Source organism: Paenibacillus litoralis (assembly GCF_046244365.1).
Classification (GTDB): domain Bacteria; phylum Bacillota; class Bacilli; order Paenibacillales; family NBRC-103111; genus Paenibacillus_V.
Genome location: NZ_CP176395.1, coordinates 4,586,193 through 4,607,413, shown reverse-complemented (window position 1 = coordinate 4,607,413; position 21,221 = coordinate 4,586,193). Strand labels below are relative to the sequence as shown.

14 protein-coding genes are annotated in these 21,221 nt (G+C 47.7%); 10 read left to right on the top strand and 4 right to left on the bottom strand.

Annotated features, from left to right (window positions below):
* Positions 1-76 precede the first annotated feature (76 nt).
* Genes ACKGJP_RS19170 through ACKGJP_RS19160 form a run of 3 tightly spaced genes read left to right on the top strand, consistent with a single transcriptional unit; the run spans position 77 to position 11,881 of the window.
* Positions 77-7,969 carry a neuraminidase-like domain-containing protein gene (locus ACKGJP_RS19170; RefSeq protein WP_409340424.1) on the top strand — a complete coding sequence of 2,631 codons (7,893 nt, stop codon included), beginning with the start codon at positions 77-79 and terminating at the stop codon, positions 7,967-7,969.
* An 18-nt stretch (positions 7,970-7,987) separates the two neighbouring features.
* The gene (locus ACKGJP_RS19165; RefSeq protein ID WP_409340423.1) at positions 7,988-11,752 is read left to right on the top strand and encodes a hypothetical protein; all 3,765 of its coding nucleotides are present in this window, start codon (positions 7,988-7,990) and stop codon (positions 11,750-11,752) included.
* 3 nt (positions 11,753-11,755) lie between these two features.
* Entirely contained in the window at positions 11,756-11,881 is a 126-nt protein-coding gene (locus ACKGJP_RS19160; RefSeq protein ID WP_409340422.1) for a hypothetical protein, read from the top strand.
* Positions 11,882-11,905: 24 nt separating this feature from the next.
* Here ACKGJP_RS19160 and ACKGJP_RS19155 read toward each other — a convergent pair whose 3' ends face one another.
* Positions 11,906-12,040 carry a hypothetical protein gene (locus ACKGJP_RS19155; protein ID WP_409340421.1) on the bottom strand — a complete coding sequence of 45 codons (135 nt, stop codon included), beginning with the start codon at positions 12,038-12,040 and terminating at the stop codon, positions 11,906-11,908.
* A gap of 147 nt (positions 12,041-12,187) precedes the next feature.
* Here ACKGJP_RS19155 and ACKGJP_RS19150 point away from each other — a divergent pair, with 147 nt between their 5' ends.
* The gene (locus tag ACKGJP_RS19150) at positions 12,188-12,646 is read left to right on the top strand and encodes a hypothetical protein (RefSeq protein ID WP_409340420.1); all 459 of its coding nucleotides are present in this window, start codon (positions 12,188-12,190) and stop codon (positions 12,644-12,646) included.
* 253 nt (positions 12,647-12,899) lie between these two features.
* On the opposite strand, the gene ACKGJP_RS19145 is transcribed toward ACKGJP_RS19150, so the two are convergent.
* Both ACKGJP_RS19145 and ACKGJP_RS19140 read right to left on the bottom strand, forming a co-directional pair.
* Positions 12,900-13,946 (bottom strand): HAAS signaling domain-containing protein, encoded by a 1,047-nt coding sequence (locus ACKGJP_RS19145; RefSeq protein ID WP_409340419.1) that lies wholly within the window; start codon positions 13,944-13,946, stop codon positions 12,900-12,902.
* On the bottom strand, positions 13,933-14,298 hold the full coding sequence (locus ACKGJP_RS19140) for a PadR family transcriptional regulator (protein ID WP_409340418.1): 366 nt from the start codon (positions 14,296-14,298) through the stop codon (positions 13,933-13,935). Before ACKGJP_RS19140 ends, ACKGJP_RS19145 begins: the two co-directional genes overlap by 14 nt.
* A 280-nt stretch (positions 14,299-14,578) precedes the next feature.
* Between ACKGJP_RS19140 and ACKGJP_RS19135 the strand changes: the two genes are divergently transcribed.
* The gene (locus ACKGJP_RS19135) at positions 14,579-14,977 is read left to right on the top strand and encodes a hypothetical protein (protein WP_409340417.1); all 399 of its coding nucleotides are present in this window, start codon (positions 14,579-14,581) and stop codon (positions 14,975-14,977) included.
* A gap of 142 nt (positions 14,978-15,119) precedes the next feature.
* Complete coding sequence (locus tag ACKGJP_RS19130; RefSeq protein WP_409340416.1) at positions 15,120-15,725, top strand: YdcF family protein; 606 nt, start codon at positions 15,120-15,122, stop codon at positions 15,723-15,725.
* A 6-nt stretch (positions 15,726-15,731) separates the two neighbouring features.
* On the opposite strand, the gene ACKGJP_RS19125 is transcribed toward ACKGJP_RS19130, so the two are convergent.
* On the bottom strand, positions 15,732-16,544 hold the full coding sequence (locus tag ACKGJP_RS19125) for a class I SAM-dependent methyltransferase (protein ID WP_409347198.1): 813 nt from the start codon (positions 16,542-16,544) through the stop codon (positions 15,732-15,734).
* Positions 16,545-17,212: 668 nt separating this feature from the next.
* Here ACKGJP_RS19125 and ACKGJP_RS19120 point away from each other — a divergent pair.
* From ACKGJP_RS19120 to ACKGJP_RS19105, 4 genes are all read left to right on the top strand, one after another.
* On the top strand, positions 17,213-17,884 hold the full coding sequence (locus tag ACKGJP_RS19120; RefSeq protein WP_409340415.1) for a response regulator: 672 nt from the start codon (positions 17,213-17,215) through the stop codon (positions 17,882-17,884).
* The gene (locus ACKGJP_RS19115; protein ID WP_409340414.1) at positions 17,884-19,020 is read left to right on the top strand and encodes a sensor histidine kinase; all 1,137 of its coding nucleotides are present in this window, start codon (positions 17,884-17,886) and stop codon (positions 19,018-19,020) included. The genes ACKGJP_RS19120 and ACKGJP_RS19115 overlap by 1 nt, the downstream gene beginning before the upstream one ends.
* Before the next feature lie 121 nt (positions 19,021-19,141).
* The gene (locus ACKGJP_RS19110; RefSeq protein ID WP_409347197.1) at positions 19,142-20,077 is read left to right on the top strand and encodes an ATP-binding cassette domain-containing protein; all 936 of its coding nucleotides are present in this window, start codon (positions 19,142-19,144) and stop codon (positions 20,075-20,077) included.
* A 31-nt stretch (positions 20,078-20,108) separates the two neighbouring features.
* Positions 20,109-21,221 carry an ABC transporter permease gene (locus ACKGJP_RS19105; RefSeq protein ID WP_409340413.1) on the top strand — a complete coding sequence of 371 codons (1,113 nt, stop codon included), beginning with the start codon at positions 20,109-20,111 and terminating at the stop codon, positions 21,219-21,221.

The following is a 21,221-nucleotide window of genomic DNA, read 5'->3' as shown; positions in this document are numbered from 1 at the left end:
ATGCAACTCGACGCAACTCGAAACGCCCTTGCCAATAGCCACTTTACATTTAAATCATAAGAGCGGAGGAAACGGCATGAACCCTATTATCTTCCCCTTAAAGCGAGGAACAGTCGGTCAAGACGTGACCAATCTTCAAGATGCGTTACTGTTCCTGCTTGAAAGGGGAGCCTTGTTCCCAGGCAATGATGGTCAGCACAACGAGCGGCGCAACGAGTGGACTAACAATCTTAAACGTGAAAGAGAAGCGAACAAATACGGCGACTTCACCGCGATTGTTGTATCCCAGTTACAAAATGAACACGGGCTTCCTTTTGAAGATCATTTCGTGGATGAGAAAACCGCCGATGTCGTAAACGCTCTTCTGCGTCAATGGGGATTACTTCCACCGTTAAGCAGCGCTAACGCTCATATGGATTCCCCGTATATCGTTCTTTGTCAGGTTGTTGATATCCGCGACACGCCAATTGCAGGATTGCAGCTCCAATCTTTCCACCGTAACGAGAATTCACCACCGATACAACTAGGCGAAGCCGTGATAACGGATACCGGGGGGAACGTAGCATTCCGCTTCCGACGAACCGACTTCAGTGCGAATGAGGGTGAATTACATCCCAACTTGTTCTTCACAGCCCAACGCGGAGCAATTCAATTGGAGGATGTACTGCCAGAAAACGCAAACGATCAAGGCGTATTGATTGCCTTTCAGCCTCCGCGGAAACCTGTCGTGATCCGCGTGATCAAACACTCAGTCGTCGCAGGTGTCGTCGTTCAAGACAATGGATTACCTGCGCCAAACCTGACCCTGTTCCTATATCAATTGGGCTTCGGCGGCAATAACTTGTTGCTAGGCAGTTCCAATACCGATCAAAGCGGCAGATATACTTTCCGATATGATCCCGGCACAACTGCAGTCAATCTGGAAATTCGGATCACTGACCCTCTTAACCAGGAGAAAGAGCTTCCGTTGTCTCATCCTAGATACGGTGCAGCTGCGTTTGAGAGCTGGAATTTGGTTGTCCCTGCAGCCCCATCGGCTTCGGAATACGAACGTCTGAAGGCTGATCTCTTACCGCATGTCGGTGAATTAACAAGGCTAGCTGATGCAAGAGAGAGTGACGAACAACAGGATCTGACGATTCTCAATCGGGCGACAGGCTGGGATTCGAGACTTATCGCTCGAGCTGTCCTTACAGAACGACTGAGCGCTGATCAGGAAGTTAATCTGCCGCAGGAGGCGATCTATGGCTTGCTTCGTGCCGGCTTGCCCTCGGACAAGCTGTTGCTTGCGCAAGTAGCGCCCGATTTAGCCGAACAAGCGCTCATACGGGTGCGAGATGCAGGCATTATTGCGCTTCATGACGACCAGATTAACCAATACAAGGAACAGTTCGTCGCTTTCGCTAACCAAGTTCGACTTACGATTCCAGCCCCGGGCTCTACATCGACCTATGGTGAACTGCTTCAATCCTCCGGGCTTCATGAGGAGGCACGCAACAAATTTGTATCGGTCTATCTCAATCATGACGGAGATGCCGAACAATTGTGGAGCAAAGTGCGTGAAGCCGGTCTGGACGATGTTCAAGTGAGCAGGCTGCAGCTTCACGGCAAGCTGGCATTCCTCGTCGGAAACAGCAATGCAATGTCTGCCATGCTCATGAGCAAGAAGATTGGAGCCAGTTCCATCTTCGATCCATCGGAACTGGTAGATCTCGATTTTCACTTGCCTGAAACTTGGAGAGATGAGGTCAGAAGGCTTGCAGACAATGATGAGCTTGTACTGTCAGAATTGATCCCCGCAGCTTATCTTGACGAGAGCCTGGAAAACCGCCTGAACGCCTATACCGAGGATCTGGCTCGCAAAATCCGTTTGAGCTACCCGACGCACGTCGTGGCAAGGTTGCTTGAGAAGGACGACGAGGATCTATTCCGACTTGGCGCATATCGAATAAATACCGCGAAGCTTCTAAAAAACTCGGCTAGGCAAGGCTTTCGGCTAGGCAGAACACCTGTATCCGCATTCCTCAATACGCATACCGGAGTCTCGGCCGGGATGATGGAGCACGAATTTATGGAAGCGGGGAAGCAGTTGAAAACACTGCAGCGTATTTATCAGCTCACCACAGGGAATGAAGGGATTCCTGTAATGCTGCATTTGGGTATTACCTCGGCCTCTGATGTAACAGCCCACTCTGAAGCCGATTTCCTCATTTCCTATAATGCCGCCTTTAAGCAATTATTTCAAAAAGAGCCTGCTAAAGTGGAAGCCAAGCTAGTGTATCGCAAAGCAAAGCAGATCAACAGCGTTTTATACAACCTATTCACTGTGGCCAGAAAAATCGACAGCGACGTGCAGATTGCTGGAATGTCAGCCGCCGCAGATATTCGAGAAAACGTCCGCAATGAACTGATCAAGCAATTCCCGACCATGGAGTCGCTGTTCGGATCCATGGACTATTGCGAATGCGAGCATTGCCGTTCGGTACTCAGCCCGGCCGCTTATCTGGTAGATTTGCTGCAGTTTATTGACACCGAGCCCGAAACATGGAAGACTTTCCTCGCACGGTGGGATGAAAGGCACGATACGCCTTACCATGCAACGTATATGAAGCCATATGACGCACTCATTGAGCGCCGGCCGGATTTGCCTTATCTACCGCTCACCTGTGAGAACACGCTAACCGTTCTGCCCTATATTGACATCATAAACGAGATTCTTGAGTACTATGTAGCCAACGGAGGCTTATCGGAACATGCCTCACACGACACGGGTGAAGCTACAACTGATCAGTTACTCGCCGAGCCTCAGAACGTCATTCGTGAGGCATATGACATATTGCGTGATTCCCTTTATCCCCTTAACTTGCCATTCGATCTGTGGACCGAGACCGTGCGCCAGTTCTGCAGTTATTTCGACACTCCGCTAGATCGATTGCTAGACATTTTCCGCCCGAGCAACGATCTTATGGCTAAGACACAACCCTACGATCGCACCGCTATTTTTATGGAATCACTTGGAATCTTACCAATAGAATTTGCCATCTTCACCGATCCGAACCCGCTTTCCGCCAATAAATGGCACCAGCTTTATGGATACGCATCCGCCGATTCTGTTAAGCCGAAACTGAAATCCGCCAAGTTTTTATCAGACCGTCTGGGTGTATCTTACATGGAACTGACGGACATTATTGAAACCAATTTTGTTAATCCAGGCATGGCGAGTCTGGGTATTCTGTACAGGCTCGGAGTCAGCATTCATGATGCACGGGCGTATAAACTCAACAAGGAGCTGTTGCTGCAGGATCCTAACACGCTTTCACCTGATGATATGCAGCGTCGATTAGAGGCGGATGCATTCTTCAACCGTATGACTACACTTGCCAATGCGCTCAATGTGCAGCTGGATCAACTTCAAAACGAGCTGGATGCCATTGATTTCTCACATGTGCTTGTACTGGCCGATCCTTATGTAGGATGCAGCTTCGACTTAACTGTGCTGCAGTACGCAAATGGGGATGAAGCGGATGATCTCACCTTCTTGCGAATCAATCTTTTCGTGCGATTGTGGCGTAAACTGGGCTGGACGATCGACGAGACCGACCGTGCTCTTCATACGTTCATGCCTAGCGATACACCGTATGATTCCGCCCATCTTGATAAGCAGCCGCTTCAATCTGCACTAATTTACTTGTCGCATTTCAAGTCGCTCGATGACAAGCTGCAGTTAGGCAAAGGTAGTCGGCTAAAGCTGATTACACTCTGGTCAGATATTCCGACGACGGGGAACAAGCCGCTTTATAAGCAACTATTCCTTGCGCCAAGCATACTGAAGAGCGAGCCTGTGTTCGACGACCCGCTTGGGCGATACCTGTCAGAAAAACGGATCGCAGACTTGTCGAAGATAAGCCTGTTCAAGTTTCGTCTAACGCAAATACCGCCAGACAAACAAATCGATCCAGCATTGTTTGCTGGAGATCCTAGGATAGAGCTAACATACGATCATCTGGAGGAAGTCCAGTATGTTGCCTTCAAAGGTGTGATGAGCGATGCGGATAAGGATACTTTGATGAACATTGCGCCTTTACCCGAATTCGCTACGCTGCTGAATGGGGTACAAGCTAAAGCTAACGAGTTTTCGCTCATCAAAGGTCATTTGACTTCACTTCAAGGCATACTAGGTCTTACTGGCGATGACATCGAACACATATTGGTTGACGCCAAGAAGTCTCTAAGTACGGCAGTCCTTTCGTTATCTAATGTATCTCTTCTATATCGTTATGGATTGTTGGCCAAAGCGTTACATCTTTCAGTTAGTGACTTGATCACGCTGAAACAACTATCCGGGCTCGATCCTTTCAAGCCATTAAAGCCTGACAAATTACTCACGCTGGAAGAAGATCATCCGTTCACACAGACACTCGGCTTTGTTGATATTGTTCAGGAGGTCAAGGATAGCGGTGTAACGATTGGTGAACTGGAATATTTACTGCGCCATCGCGACGAGTCTGGCAAGTATGTTCCAAATCGTGCAGATATGTTGGCGCTGCTTAGTAAGCTGGTTGACGGAATACGCGCCATTCGCGCCGAACATGCCGTACCGGAGGATCCCGGCGTCTTGACCGATGAGATGCTGCGTCAGAAGCTGGGGCTTATTGTACCCATTGAGGTAGCCGAACAATTTCAAGCGATGATGAACGGCACAGCAGAGTATACCGCTTCTGTGAAAGTGGAGCTGGATGCCCCCTTACATCCGGAAGACTTTGCCGATGAAGCGGCAATCCGCGAAGTACGCTATAGCGATACGCGTAAAGAACTAAAACTAACCTATCGAGGCGTGCTGTTTGAGAGTGATCAGCAAGTCCTGCTGAGCAGATTGCCACATGAGCATTCTGCTTTATTGACCAGCTTATTGGACGACATTCGGGAGCAGCCCCGGTCGTTCTTTGTCAGACATCTTCAGAAGCAAGCACCGGATTACCAGCCTGCTACCGGCTTTCTCGATAGCGCGGATTTCGATCTGCTGTTTGACCGTTATCGGCCGCTCGAAGTTGACGAAACCGAAGATGTCCAATTGCGCAACCGGGAAGCGCGGGATCGAAACAAGCGCAAGCGAATTGCTGAGAGCTTCCTGCCATTCGTGCAGGACAAATTGATCCGACAATATATGATCCAAACCATGACAGCATATATTGGCGGAGACCCTCTGCTTGTGGAGAGCTTACTTACGGATGCGAGAATGCTAGCTAATCCAGGTTCGCTGCTTGCTAAGTTAACCGCCGCTGCTGAACGAGGGATGACGGCTTCATACTACGCCTCAGATAATTGTTCGGGTGATTTACTGAAGCCGGCAGAAACAATCGCAGTTAATCCGTTTATCAAACCTCCAGGGGCGAACAGCGCTCATCTAGAAGGATATTTGGAGGTCACTCAGACCGGTGCATACCGATTCTCAGTTGTGCTAGATAAGAAGGACGCTGAAGTAGACTTACGCTTCGATCATCTCCCGGATCCGATGTTCTGGCGTGAAGTCGCCGAGCAAGATCTTAGTGTGTTGGGCGAGAGTCCCAAGCATTATTTGGAACTAAAAGCTGGGGTTATGTACGGATTTGCACTGGATCTTCGCAAGCTCAACGGCGGAGGCGCACGGTTGCTCGTTCAGGGAGAAACACTACCCAAGGGCAGTCTGGATCAGCTTGTGCTTTATCCAAAGGCTGTAATCGAGGGGGCTGAACAGTCGATCATCTTGTTGACGAAGGCCAATATGCTGCTGCAGCAGCTTGGATTAGGGGAGCGTGAAGCACGTTATTTGCTTACAGTTGGCGGACTGAATCTGAGCTTAATGCCGACGAAGAGCGGCAGCGACACCCTAGAGGGCAGTCAAGCTTTTTATAAGTCTTTCAGACGCCTGGCGAGCTATGCACGACTGAAACGGGAATTAGTCGTAAACAGCGATCAAATCATTGAGATATTTGAAGCGAACGGAGCAGGGGAGCCGAATCACGCCCCAGATAACGTCTATACGCTCATTGCAAAGCTCTTCCGCCGTAATCAGGACTTAATCAAGTCCATCTGTATTGCTCTGTTTGCAAAGCCCGATTTTGCCAATGAACAGACTTTGCTGCGGATATGGGAAGCACTGAAAGTAATGGAGCGGTTCGGCGTGACCACGTCGTCGCTGGTTGAATGGACACATATTGTAAGTCCGGCCGCCTCGCCTATGCAGCGTTTCGCCATCGCTCGCGAAATGAAGGAAACCATCAAGGCTCGCTTTGACGCAGAGGCTTGGAAGCGCGTCGCTCAGCCTATATTCGACAAGTTGCGCCAGCGTCAACGAGATGCCTTAGTCTCATACGTTAAGCAACAGCTCGGCTTTGCCAGCATGGAGCAAATTTATGAATACTTCCTAATCGACCCCGGTATGGAACCGGTCGTGCAGACGTCCCGAATACGACTGGCTATCAGCTCGGTGCAGCTTTTCATTCAACGATGTCTGCTTAATTATGAAACCAAGGTACATCCATCCGTTATTAACTCGAAACAATGGGAATGGATGAAGCGTTACCGCGTATGGGAAGCCAATCGAAAAATTTTCCTCTTCCCGGAAAACTGGTTGGAACCTGAATTCCGCGACGACAAAACACATCTGTTCAGTGAGTTGGAAGGCGCTCTGCTTCAGGGAGATGTGTCCTCCGATCTAGCCGAGGACGCCTTCCTCCAATATCTGAATAAACTGGACGAACTGGCACGATTAGATGTCGTGGCGATGCATTTGGAAGTAAGTGAGAACGACCCTTCTTTACGAATCTTGCATGTCATCGGACGCACCTTTAACCAACCCAAAAAATACTTCTATCGCCGCCTTGATCAATCGTGGACGCCATGGGAGCCGATCAGCGCTGAAATAGAAAGTAATCACCTTGCACCGATCGTATGGCACGGTCGGTTATATTTGTTCTGGGTAACACTAGCGGACTTGTCCACTAAGGAGCCGAATGTAACCGGGAACGGCATCGAAGGTTCGCTTGATGTTTTTGCCATGACGATGGATAAGCTGCAAACCCTACTAGGCGGAAAAAACATGGAAATCCAACTGTATTGGAGCGAATACCTGCATGGGGAGTGGAGCACCAGAAAAACGAGTACAACTATTCTGAAGGCGGAATTCCCGCGTGATTACGATCCGAATGACGTAGGCATCCACGTTTCCAAGGCATATGAGGGAGGAGAAGAGCAGGGGGTCTATATTCATTTGACTGGCTCGTTCTACAATACGCTCTTTACCTCTTTCTACTTGGCTGGCAGAAATAGTACACCAAAACTTGTAGAGAGCGGCAAGGTACCAAGAAATCCTTACAGTGCATCTGATGTGTCCGCCACTCGCTTTACAGGAGGGAACGAACTCGCCGTTAAGTTTAAGCATCGGCTTACGAAGAGATCACTTATTGAGGCGAAATCAGACCCGAGGCCGGATGCGGAGACTTCTGATATCATTCTGCAAAAAGGCACCACGTTTACCCTGCTTCCTTGTAATAACGACATCGTGATCGGATCGCCCGAAATTTCGTCGCTCATGAAGCCTATATTTTACCAGGACGACAACCGAATGAACACCATTTTCGTTGAGCCTTACGTTGTAGAACAGACCATCGAAGAGTGGAACCAATGGATCGCTCCTCCTCTGAAAGTCAAGCATCCCGATTGGTGGAAAGATATCGTGATCATGCCTCAGAAGCCTAGTTTGGACCCTAATGACACATCTCAAATTGTGCTTGATCCGCTCTCTCGCTTCAGCTTGAAGTCGCACGCCGATTGGCTAATCAATCCCCAAACCAGCTTATTGTTTGACGACAAAGTTATTGGACCACAGCGCTCGAACGTAGTCGGGGAAGCGGGTCTTCATAGCGCAATATCACGAAACATTTCGGATAGTATCCTTTCCACGCAAAGCACAGGCCGCATCAGCCTTTAACGAAGGAGGGAACAAAGCATGAATGCGAAGTATTCGGAAGCGCGGTTCCATGGGCATCTGGACATCGAGCGCCTAATTAGACCAGACGATATGCAGGTATTGAAATCGACAGTCATCCAAGAACGCGAGGTGAGTTACCGACTTTACCTGCACCAGCATCCCTATGTACAACAGCTCATGACAAGGCTGCTCGAAGGCGGAGTATCCGGGTTGCAAGACGCGGACACACAATACGATAAGAGTGCTACCCTACCAGGCAGCATGGTCATTACTCTTGCAAGCAACACGCCGGTGTTGGTTCCCGCGGGTTCCCGGATCGCTCTTACTCAATCCGTACACGCCATGACAGAGGATGGTACCATCGAACTGGCACCTGACCTGGTTTATAAGCTTGCAAATATCGGAAACTATCGTCGCGTTATGCTAACTGGCGAAACAAGAGTGACGTTGATCGATGGTATGAGCAAAGCCCCTTCCATCGGATCCGCTTTTACGCTGTCCGAAGATTGCAAAGCGATTACGCTCAGCGGGTTGAGTATGAAATCCGTTGAAGTCATGCCGATTCAATTGCATGATGGCAAGCTAGCGACGATTCCTGCTGGAACAGACATGTTGCTCACAAGTGATACACAAATGGTAATTCCAAAGCTGACAACGGCGAGTCTACTTAAGAGCAAGCCGCTTCCTGAGCTATATGCTGATTTCTTCGACGCATTGTACAAACCGAATCCGGCATTCGTGCAATGGCCCTACCCTGTGAAAGAACTTGACTTCACATCTAGTGGCGCTTACTCCGTATATAACTGGGAATTGTTCTTCCATATCCCAATGGCAATTGCCAGCCACCTTAGCAAAAATCAACATTATGCAGAGGCGCAAAGGTGGCTCCATTATGTGTTCAACCCGACGGATGACAGCGAAGGACCTACTCCGGACCGATTCTGGAAAGTAAAACCGTTCCAATACTCCGATATGAAGAAGATAGAGGAGATCCTTGGAGCAAACGATGGATTGAGTGAGGAGACCATCAAGAGCATTAAGGAGTGGGAATCGAAACCCTTTCGGCCGCATGTAATTGCCAGATATCGGCAGCAAGCCTATATGTACAAAGCGGTTATGGCTTATCTAGATAACCTGATCTCCTGGGGTGACTCCTTATTTATGGAGGATAAAGGGGAATCGATCGAGGAAGCTATGTTGCATTATATCCTGGCGGCCAATATTCTAGGGCCGCGTCCTCAAGCAGTGCCGAAGAAGGGCTCCGTCCGCCCTCAGAATTACGCCAACTTAAGAAAGGAGATCAAACAGTTCGGCGTCGTGATGAGCGATGTGGCTGCTGACATGCCGTTCGATCTGATGCCGCTTCCATCAGCAAGCACCGGCGATGACGAGCGTATGTCTACAATTCGCAGTATGAGCAAGGCGCTCTACTTCGCTGTGCCGCGTAACGATAAGCTGCTAAGCTACTGGGATACGATTGCCGATCGACTGTTCAAAATCCGAAATAGTCTCAACTTTCAGGGTACGTTTAGACAGCTTGCGCTGTTTGAACCGCCTATCGATCCCGCATTGCTTGCAAGTGCAACTGCAGCGGGCCTAGACGTTGCATCAATCGTGAATGGTTTGAATCAACCGCTGCCAATTGTTCGATTTCAATTTCTTGTACTGAAGGCGATTGAGGTCATTCAGGAATTGAAGTCTCTTGGCAGCAGCTTGCTCATGGCTATTGAGAAAGAGGATGGGGAGGCGCTGGCCGTCAAGCGCGCTCAGCACGAGACTGCCATTATGCAAATGGTAGATTATGTGAAGCGAGGCCAGCTTCAAGAAGCTACGCAATCGAAGGAAGCTATTGGTTCTTCACTCGCTTTGGCCGTGCAGCGGTATTCCTTCTACGAGAAGCAACTTGGAAGGAAACCGGAAGAAATAGAGAAGGCAATCACTCAAGCCAAAAATGAATTGGGTGAACTAGGAAGTAACTTTTGGGATTCGCCTGCGAAAGTGAATGATATCGAGCTGCGATCGATCGAGGCTGATATCGCAACGGATGTATTTGCCCAGGCTGCACAATTTCTGAATGGAGGCAAGCTGCTTAGCTCACACGAAGTGCGTGAGACTCTTCTGCTAGAAGGTGCACAACTTGCGAGTGACATTGCAGGAGTGCTAAACCTTACCAGTTCAGCAGCCACAGTAATGCCAGACTTCTCATTAGTAGCCGCGCCATGGGGAGTAGGTACTGGCTATACGTATGGAGGTCAACACATTTCATCGGGAATTTCCAAGCTGGCAGATGCCTCACGGAGTCTGGCGGATCGATTGAACTTCGAAGCGAGGAGAGCCAGTCGGATCGATTCGTTTGCCCGCCGGGAACGCGAATGGGCATTCCAAAGTAATTTGGCTGCCGGCGAGATGAACCAGATATTCAAGCAATTGCGTGTCGCACAGATTCGGGAGGCGATCGCCGAGCAGGAATTGAAATCGCATCAGCAGCAGATGACCCAAGCCCGGGAAATAGAGGATTTTCTGAATGCGGAGGGAACAGGGAAGGAGGGTAAGAAGTCCAACAAAGCACTCTACACGTGGTTAAAGCGGGAAGTCAGAGGTCTCTATGTTCAGAGCTTCCAATTCGCCTTCGATCTCGCTAAAAAGGCAGAGCGTGCCTTGCAGCATGAAATAGGAAATCCTAATGTAAGCTTTCTTCAGTTTGGGTATGTTGCTGGCAAGGAAGGCTTACTGGCCGGCGAGAAGCTCTATCTCGACGTGAAGAGAATGGAGCTAGCCTATCATGAGCTTAATCAGCGAGAGTATGAGTTGACTAAACATATTAGTTTCCTACAGGTAGATCCACTTGCGCTTATTCAGCTGCGAATGACCGGCCGTTGCACGGTACAGCTTCCCGAATCGCTATTCGATATGGACGGACCTGGGCATTACTTTCGGCGGATCAAGTCTGTGGCTCTAAGCATCCCATGTGTTGTCGGGCCATATGTCAGCGTAAATTGCACCTTGACGCTGCTGAAGAGCAGTATTCGAAAGACGCAAATTTTTAGCGGCGGGAACTATGCGCGCGAAGATGCGGATGACGAGCGATTCAGCGACTATTACGGCAGTCTGCAATCCATCATCACCAGTTCCTCTCAAAACGATACTGGGCTTTTCGAAACCAATCTTCGCGATGAGCGCTATTTACCCTTCGAGAATGCCGGTGTCATCAGCGAGTGGCAGTTGGAACTGCCAGCCGACCTGAGCAAGAATGATCCATGTACATTCGATTACAACACGATTAGCGATGTTCTCCTGCATGTACAGTACACGGCGCGCGAAGGGGGAGGCCTGCTGCGAAGGGCTGCGATGGAGCATGTGAAATCCCTGTTTAAAGAAGCACTGGCACCGGGCTCCATACGCTTGTTCTCCGTCCGCCATGAGTTCCCTACTGCATGGGCTCAATTCCAGGGTAGCAAGCCTGCTGAGAACCAGCGTTTCATGCTTACACTTGATATTCGTCCTGAACATTTCCCAATTTGGAGCAAGGGTCGTCTGAATGCTACAGAACGGGTTGAGATTCTAGCAAGAATCCCTGCAGAGGAGCCGACCCTTAGCATTGATATTTTTGAAAGCGCGGATTCAACCATCAAAGACATAATGGGTACACTTCAGCAGCAGAATATGCTTTTGCGCGGACCTCTAATAAAAGGGGTGCCTGCAAAGCCGGATGAAAAGCTTACTCTCTATTTTGAATCAAAGAATATAACCGATCTATGGATTGCGATAAATTGGCGAGAGTAATAGGTGACAAACGCACTCGGCAGCATGACGGTCGCGATCCCCGACTTCACGAAGGGCAAACGGATCAACCGCGCGCTAGCGCCGGTTAGCCGCTACGCCTTGGACGCGATTCACAAAGAATTGTTCTAAACGCAAGTAGGAGCTATCCTCACGTCATCTTCCTGACAGGGCGGAAAGCTCCTTTTGGTTTTCTTCGGGCTCGGCATCGCCCAGGTTATTCAAAATGTTGTCCTCCAGCACGGCCGCCTTGCTCCCGTACTCTTGATGATCTGCCTTTCCGTGATTCATCGATTACCTTTCCTCCGACTAAAGTCCAGTACAAATAAAGCCGCAGGTCTGTTCTTGTTAATACTGGTATTCAAATATAATAATGACTAAATGAAGCGTGTCAACAGTCGATATATAAAATAATTCGAAGATACAGAGGTGCTTTAGATGGATTTATTGAAAGGCATTGGGAAACTGGCTGGCGATGTGACAGGGAGAGTGCTTGGAGGTACTGTGCGTGTTGCCGGTGAGCTCGTTAATAGCAATTACATTAAAGAGATCGGCAATGATGTAGAAAGAGTAACCGCTAAGACGGGTGAAATCGCAGGGCAAGCAGCGAGCGGCGTATGGGATGTAGGCGCAGGCTTATTAACGGCGGATAAGCGGCAAACGAATACGGGAATAGGCGAGCTTGGAGATGTAACAGTTAAAGGTATTGGCGATGGGATCGAATACGTGGTCGAAAGCGGGAGAGAGATGGTGACAGGCATCAAAGAAAACGATAAGGAGCTACTTAAAGAAGGCGTAAAGAAGCTGGGGAAGGCAGCGGCGATCACCACAATTGGTATTGGCTTGGTGGATCTTGTCGATGGCCCAGACGGAACGGAACCATCAGGTAAAGCTTAAAAGCAACACCAAAAAACCAGAGAATGCAGCTGAGCAAATTAGTCGTTCCATAAAACGAAAGAATCCGATTCTCCGCGATCCACTGTTCGGTGAACCCTTCCACAAGTAGGGCGAAAATGATGTTTTGAGGACTGTAGATGTAACAACAAAAAACTGACCTCTTGAGGTCAGTCAGATTGTCGAGAATTTGCCGAGATCACTTCTGATCCAGCCACAATCGGAAAAATGGGGGGATTCTCAACAGCCTGAGCCGCTATACAAGCGGCTTTTGTTTTGTGATTGGAGAGGGCGATGATTTTGCTCGATACCAGGCAAGGGACTCTCTTATGATATTGAGTAATGCAAACAACACGATGGCGTTTACGAACCATTCTTTCATCCTGGGCCAGGTTGACACTAGGGATTTGAGGTTATTTCCTTCGGCGGACATAAGGCTCGAGGCGGTCAAATCCTGGATGAAATGGGGATTCCATAGCGATATATCCGAAAGCATGATGCACACAAGTATCGTTGTAGTAATCGTCATCACGATATGGAAAGCCAGCAGTTTGCTCGATCTATAACGCACAATAATTCGGACGATTTGCTTCGTAATGGAAAGTGCGGCCACGATCCACAGAAGCGGCCAATAGTGTCGGAATACATCGTTGTCCAGGAACGGAACGGCCGTGAGCACGCCATCGCGGTACCTCCAAATCCCGAGCAGATCGGTCAAATAGAGACAAATCACCATGACCACAATGGTAAAAAAGATGCTTAAGATTGGCCTGATCCTTTTGATTTTCATCTTTGCATCTGGAATCAGCGGCAAATCGGAGGGTCTCCACGTTTTATTCCTGCTGCCGTTACCGGCGTTATTTATTCGCTGCCTATACTCCATCCAAGCGAATACAACGGTGACCCAAGCGAATCCTTGTGCAGCACCCGTAACTAAAGAGGCCAGGTAACTTGTTACCGGTTCAAGCCTCCCCGAATGTGAAAGGAATGTATCGATGATGAAAACGACGGTTAGCCCTATGGCGATCGAAGCCAACACAATCTTTAGCGTAGTCAAGTAAGCGTCGATCAACATCGGACCGATCAAGTAACGCTCGTACCCGCGATACTTCGCGGCCAGCTCATTCGGATGACCTAGCTCAAGCAGCACGCTTTCGACATCCTCTTTAGATGCGTGGCCAGTTGATATGCGCTCCTCCAGCATATCTTCAATCAGGCTTTGCAATTCCCGTTTAATATCCTCTCTTTGCTGCTCAGGCAGACGCTGTGTCACCGCATAAATATAACGGTCAATTCTTTCCATCCTGCTCTCCTCCTCCAAGATCAGTCAAAATGCCTTCCATACTGGCGACTAGCTTGCGCCACTCCTGGTACAGTCCCGCATATACTTTTTTTCCGTGCGGACTGAGTAAATAGTATTTACGGGGGCGAGATTCATTCGTATCCCATCTGCTCTCCAACAGCTCTTGCTTCTCCAGTCTGCGAAGCAAGGGGTACAAGGTGCCGGGATCAACGGTGATTCCTTTTTCCTCCAAGAAGGGTATAAGAGAATAGCCATACCGCGGTTCGGACAATTGACTGAGCACGCCAATGACAATCGTGCCTCGCCGCAGCTCGCTTAATAAACCCATTATCGTTTCATTTACATCCGCCATCTGATCAGCTCCTGGAGATATTATACTGTGCGTCACACACTATTGTAAATGTAACAATATAATTAATTTCACTTTGTGCCTTTTATTCAGGAACTTAAAAGATTCCTCTGTCTCGCTCGCCCTTCAAGTAGTATGAATATGAATTTATGGTGTCAAAGTAGGTGACATCGAAGGTGGTCCTGGATGCCTATGGACTTTTCAGTTTAATAATGTAACCGGGAATCTACCACCAATTTATGGTATCATTGAAAGGGGAAAGACTTTTTAGGGAGGGTTGTTAGTGTGGAAATCCTATGAAGAAATTAGGAAACACCCAGCTGATTTCAGAGTTAAGTACAGATTTTATTCTCAAGAAGAAGGCGGTAGAAAGAAGCCCGTACTTCAAGGTTACCGCTCTGATTTTTGTTATGATGGAGATGATATACGAGATGGTATTTACTGTATACATCCAGAGTTTGAGGATGATCAGGGCAATGTCAATCTAAGCGACACCACTCCTGTACCAATTGAAGGTACGGCTCGAATGTGGATTCTTTTTCCTGAAATGAGAAAGAAAATACATGTGGATAGAATAAGGATTGGTGTTATTGGCTATTTCATGGAAGGTCCAAAAAAAGTGGCAAAAGCAGAAGTTATTGAAATTTTAGGGTTACGTACAAACGCAGAATTGTTAAGCTAACGGGCACAAGAACTTAACATCCAAGACAAGAAGACTGCCGAGGAAATGATTGGCAGCCTCGTTTCGCTATTGGGCTGAATTTTTAAACAGTATCAATCAAATAGCCCTTTATTATAAGTAGTCTTTTAGAGGAGTGAAGGAATTGAGTAATTCTCATGTTGGGGCTGCTTCATTGAAATATCCCTTTGATTGCCTTACGGATCTAGTATTTGTTCCAGATGAAGAAATCGTTCCGTCGGATATCATCCTCGTTCCAGGTGGTAGTCATATAAGGCCTATGGAGCTTGCTGCGGAATTATTTAAAACTGGAATGGCAAACTATATATTACCTTCCGGTGGTTATAATGCAAAGATCGGTAAAACGGAATGGGAATTTCTAAAAGATATCGGAATCTCATCTGGAGTACCTGAAGATAGGATACTTAAAGAAGACCAAGCAAAAAACACATTTGATAATGCAAGGAACTCCTGGAAGGTGATCGTTGAGCAACAAATTGAAGTAAGACGTGCCATTATTGTAAGTAAATCTTTCTTTTCAAGAAGAGCGTTGATGACTTACCAAACAGTGTTCCCAGAAACTGTAATATTCCAGGTGAAGCAAGATGATTCCCGTTTGAATAGAGAGAATTGGTATTATAATGAACTTGGAATAAAAACGGTCCTAACTGAGGCTGAAAAAATCACAAAATATTTTGGTCATCATATTCCAAATTGGGTTAAACAGAGGGAAGAAAAGGGATCGAGCTAACGGGTACTATAGTTTTCTTGCTTTGATTACAAAAGTTACAGGAAGCATCTTTGCTTTTTTTGCAAAATCGCTGTTATCGTCCCGCGACTGCATAATTTCATCATCAGATTGCTCAATCATTCGCTCAATTACAAATCCCGCTTTTGCCAACGCATTCACATAGGTTGATAGTTTACGGTCCGATAATGTTAGCGCACCTTCATCAAGAGATACCGAATACCAAGATTCATCGAAATAACATTTTTTAAAAGCAAGCCTATTATTTTCTGCAACAACACATTTGTGTATAGGGTGAGACCAACTGAAAATAAATACACCGTCTTTTTTAAGGTAAGAAGCGATCCGGCAAAAAGTACCCTCAAGGTCAGTGGTCCAGCCTATGGCATAAATCGAATAAACAAAGTCAAAATAATCCACTGGTATGCCACATTCTTCTTCCATGGGAGAACAGATCAATGTTGCTGAAAGACCGCATGCTTTCAAATGTTGCGCTGCCTTTTCGATTTGTTTTTCTGATATATCCACAGCCCATAGTTCAGATGCTTTGCGTTCCCCCTGATATTGCAAGGATTGACCGTTTCCACAGCCTATCTCCAGCATCTTTTTCCCTGAGACATCGCCAAAAAGCTGGCATTTTTCTTCTGAGACAAATGCTCCATAAAAAGGAAGCACGATTGCTCCTAAGAAATCATTTCCTTTTGTATCCCAATAGAAGCTGTTTGTTTGATAAACAGCATTCTTGTTCATGTCGACCGAGATGGCGCAGCCAACCTCGCCAGCGCCTATTATGTTTGTTTTATAAACAGCATTCTTGTTCATGTCGACCGAGATGGCGCAGCCAACCTCGCCAGCGCCTATTATGTTTGTTTTATAAACAGCATTCTTGTCCATGCCGACGCCCTCCCCAAATATAATTAATATGAGCCTAAACGGATATCCTGACTTGCATGTTAGCCAAATAACACATATCGAACACGAACACTCTGCGCTATTAACCTCAAAATAATATACCGTTTTTCTATGAACAAATCCACCTAAAATCATCCATCCAGCGTTCATTTATGACCGACCCATCCTGTGGCAATGGTACCGGCCTGCAGCATGATATCAGTAAAGTACACCTCTCCGGAGCAGTTTGTGATAACCAGACGGATGGTGACGGAGTGCTGTCTAAATTCATATAACAAAATGATTTCCTGACGGGAACTAATGTTCTATACTCGAGTAAAATGGGGGATTGTGGAAAGGTAGTGATTTCAAGATGAATGAGATAATCAGACATGAAATCAATGGAGATTTGGCGTATTGGTAAGGCTCGAAGAAAGTTGAAGAGAATAGTTTAATTTAGGGAACGTGTTATAATTAAGAGTACTTTGGATTCATCCATGATTCTTTATTTGGCATGCTGGAGACAAGCTTTACCCATTGTTGACAACGATAGATCGACTACAATCCGTTTTTTGAATTAATTTCTAGGAGGACGAATCGTGCTAAACATAAAGGTTCTGATTGCCGACGACAATTCTTTTATAAGCGAAGGGATGAAAATCATATTAGGCACGTTCGAGGGATTCGAGGTGGTCGCAACGGTTCAGAACGGTCGGGAGGCAGTGGCATACTGCGAACAGCATGAGGTCGATGTTGCGCTGCTCGATGTTCGGATGCCGGAGATGAACGGCGTGGAAGCGACCCGGCTGATTACGGAACGGACAGCAACCCGGCCGTTAATATTGACGACGTTCGATGATGACGAATACATAGTGGATGCGATCGCCAACGGGGCTAGAGGGTATTTGCTTAAAAATAATGACCCCGATCGAATTTGCGATGCGATTAGAACCGTATATTACGGCCATAGCGTACTGCAGGATACGGTAATGGAGAAATTGAAATCGGGAGTTGCCGGTACAAAGAATGAAATCAATCAAAATGCGGCTGCGCCCAACCAGTGGAGCGGGATTGACCGCAGTCTATTCACAGAAAGAGAGCACAACGTTATGGCACTGATCGCCAAAGGCCGGACGAACAAGGAAATTTCCAATCAACTCTTTCTATCGGAAGGAACCGTCGCCAATCATGTTACCTCCATACTTGGGAAGACAGGTCTTACGCACCGCACGCAAATTGCCATCTATTATTTGACTGGGGAATTGACCTAATGCGGGAAGCCACCGAAGTACAGGAATTATGGTCGATTGGTTATAAAGCGGTTTTGCTATTATTTGCTGTCACTCCCTTTGTGACGTCCGACTCGAGCTTTACACCTTGGATCGTTTTTTATCTCTTGCTATATCTCAGTTCGAATTTGCTGTTCTACATCATTAAGAAAGAAAGCGTTCGTCCCGCCGCCGCGGCGCTAATCATAGGGATAGTATTTTCCGCTGCGCTTCAGGACTACCCGCTGTTTTTTATTCTGCTTCCGGTTCATGTCTTCGAGTTATCGTCTATGTTTTCCGGCAAAAAAGGGATAGCGGCATTCCTCCTTATGTTGATTCCTCTGATTTTCGTACCCCCGCATCTGCTTCCCTTGTACATGCTGATTGCTTTATTGACGCTAATGTATTTTTCAATGGTCGAGAGGTTCAGCGGCAAGCTGCGGGAGCAAAGCGCCAGTCTGGATCGGATGCGCAATGACTTGGACAGGCTGCAAACCCGGCTGCGGGAAAATGACGAATTTCTGCGGCAAACGGAGTATACGCATAAGATGGAGGAGCGGAACCGGTTATCCCAGAACATTCACGATAACATCGGACATGCGATGACCGGGGCGCTTATCCAGATGGAGGCAGCAAAGCGATTAATTCGAACGGATCCCGGCAAATCGGCGTCGCTGCTGGATAACGCCATCCATATATCGAAAGAAGGCATCGAGAGCATTCGTTCCGAGCTCAAAAGGATGAAGCCGGCAACGGAGCAACTGGGCATCAACCGCATGAAATTGTTCATCGATGAGTTTTCCGCCAAGCATGGCGTTAAAACCATACTGACACATGAAGGAAACATCGATTCGATCACACCGATTCAATGGAAAATTATTATGGAGAACGGCAAGGAAGCGTTAACCAATATGCTGAAGTATTCAGGGGCTGCTACCGTCTCCATCCGCATTCAGGTGCTTAATACGTTGATTAAATTCGAGGTTTCCGATAACGGCAAAGGAACACAGAAGCTGATCAAAGGCTTGGGAATCATCGGGATGGAGGAAAGGGCTGCGAGCGTGAACGGCAAGGTTGTCGTCGACGGGTCGCACGGCTTTTCGGTTACCACCTTGCTTCCCTATGGGGAAAAGCAATGATTCGAGCGTTCCAAAAATGATGAAATTTCTCATGGGTATAGGATGAACTTGTGCACTGTCGCAGGTACATCCTTTTTCATTATACTGAGAGCATCTTAGAGGATGGATGGGAGTGGAACAGATGAACGTGCTCGAAATTAAACAGCTCACCAAGAAATTCGGAGAATTCATCGCCGTGGATAATTTATCTCTGTCCATAAAGGAAGGAGAAATATTCGGCTTTCTGGGAGCGAACGGAGCCGGCAAAAGCACGACGATCAACATGATCGCCTCCTTGCTCCGCATTACGAAAGGCGAAATTCAGGTATTGGGCAAAAGCATATCCCAAAACGCCAAATTTGCGAGATCGAACATCGGGATCGTCCCCCAGGAAATCGCGATTTACGAGGATATGACGGCATATGAGAATGTTCATTTTTTTGCGGGATTGTATGGTCTAAGGGGCTCCGAATTAAAAGCAAGAACGGTCGAGGCGCTGGAATTCGTCGGTCTTGGCGATAAGCATTCGGGCTACCCTCGAAACTTCTCGGGAGGCATGAAGCGAAGGCTGAACATTGCATGCGCGATCGCTCACAGGCCCAAGCTGCTCATTATGGATGAACCGACCGTAGGGATTGATCCGCATTCGAGAAATTATATTTTGGACTCCGTGAAGAAGCTGAACCGGATGGGCTGTACGGTCATTTACACCAGCCATTATATGGAGGAAGTCGAGGAGATCTGTACACGCATCGCCATTATCGATCACGGCAAGATCATTGCGGAAGGAACGAAGAAAGAGCTCGAGGCGATCGTAACGAACCAGAAAAGCATTTGGATCGAAGTGCGGTCGGCAGAGCAGTTGAATTTAAGCAATTTGCAGGAAGTTGCCGGTGTAAACAAGGTGGAAATCGAAGATCGGATTTTGAAGTTCAGTTCCGATGCCGAGGTTAATAATTTAAACAGGATCATCCAGCTGTTGATGGCAGATCATATCGAAATTCGTTCCGTGGAGGAGCGGGAGCCCAATCTGGAGACGGTGTTCCTTACGTTGACCGGCAGAAGCTTGCGGGATTGACCCTGAACGAAGCAAGAAGGAGGCGGGAAATTTGAACGTATGGCGTATTACACTCAAGGAAATAAAAGCGTTTAGAGACATCAAGACAATCGCTTTCTTAATCCTGATGCCGGCACTGATTATCCTTATACTGGGGTCTGTGCTTACGAATGCTTTTAACGGAAGCATAACGGTCGGAGACATTCGTGTTCTATATAAAATAAACGGCTCGGGATCCGAGCTTGCGAAATCCTGGAACGCATTCGCCGATCAAGCGAGCGAATCCGGCATGACGCTTGAGCCCGCTAACGAGAATACGGACGGTAAGCTGGAAGTCGCTAACAATCGGTACGTCGGCTATGTCGAGATTTCGGATGGAGGACTGAACTATTACGGAAATAGTTCAAGTCCGGTCGAAAGCGGTATTGCCCAAGGGTTGCTTACGGCTTTCGCAAACCGCTACAAGCTTGCATCGGCGGCAGCGGGTAGCAGCGATCAAGCTGCATTGTTGTCCGGGAACGGGAATCCGGATTATGTGCGGGAAACTTCGCTTAATGCGGCTAGGCAGCCGCGCGCTTTGGACTATTATGCCATAGCGATGTTGACCTTGATTATTATGTACAGCGCTTTATCGGCAGCCGAGATGTTCAGCAGCGAACGAAAACGCAATACAGCCGCCCGGCTGCTTGCGGCTCCTGTTTCGAAAGCAGAAATATTTGCGGGGAAAATCGCGGGAAACCTGCTGACGAACGTCATAAGTACCGTAATCGTAGTTCTCGTCTGCAAATATATGTTGAATGTGTATTGGGGAGAGAATTTGGGTCTTGTCTTTCTTGTGTTGATTACTGAGATCATATTCGCCCTAAGTGTTGGACTTGGGTTTAGTTATCTCCTAAAGGGAAAAGCCGCGGGTTCGGTCATCATGATGGTGATCCAGGCAGGAGCGTTTATGGGGGGTTCATACTTTCCGGTTGAGGATTTGACGGGGGTGATGAGGACGATCACTCGATTTTCACCGCTGGAGTGGACGAATACGGCTATTCTTCAAGTCATTTATGGGGACGGCTGGTCTGCCGCCGCGAAGGCTATGCTGCTTAACCTCGGGTTCTCCGTGTTCCTGCTAAGCGCGGCGGCGATCATCATGCGAAGACGAGAGGGGTTGTAA